This is a genomic window from Streptomyces sp. NRRL F-2664 (genome assembly GCF_000719345.1).
Classification (GTDB): Bacteria; Actinomycetota; Actinomycetes; order Streptomycetales; family Streptomycetaceae; genus Streptomyces.
Map to the genome: position 1 here is coordinate 1 of NZ_JOFX01000450.1, position 328 is coordinate 328.

The following is a 328-nucleotide window of genomic DNA, read 5'->3' on the forward strand; positions in this document are numbered from 1 at the left end:
GGCGGTGTCGAAGTACTGCACGGACCCGTCGGTGCGGTCGGTCAGCCGCCACTCGTAGCCGCGTCCGTCGACGCCGTCGCGGGCGGGCAGGCTGCCGCCGGGCACGTGCTCGAAGCGCACGCCCTCGCCGGGGAACCGCTTCAGGCCCGAGCCGGCACTGCCGGGGGCGCTGGCGGCGGGGTCGATCTCGTAGACCCCGCCGACGGCCACAACGCGGCCCTCTTCGGTATCGACGAAGGGCAGGCCCAGGCCCATGCCCGCGCCCAGGCCCTGCCGGTCCACCCCCAGACCCGACAACTCCTGGTCATACGACAGAGCCAGCGCAAAC

Annotated in this window: 1 protein-coding gene; it reads right to left on the minus strand. The window is 73.8% G+C overall.

Annotation, left to right across the window (positions count from 1 at the left end):
* Positions 1 to 297: hypothetical protein (locus tag IF89_RS39930; protein WP_158718176.1), on the minus strand; the 297-nt coding region annotated here is incomplete at its 3' end.
* Positions 298 to 328 lie beyond the last annotated feature (31 nt).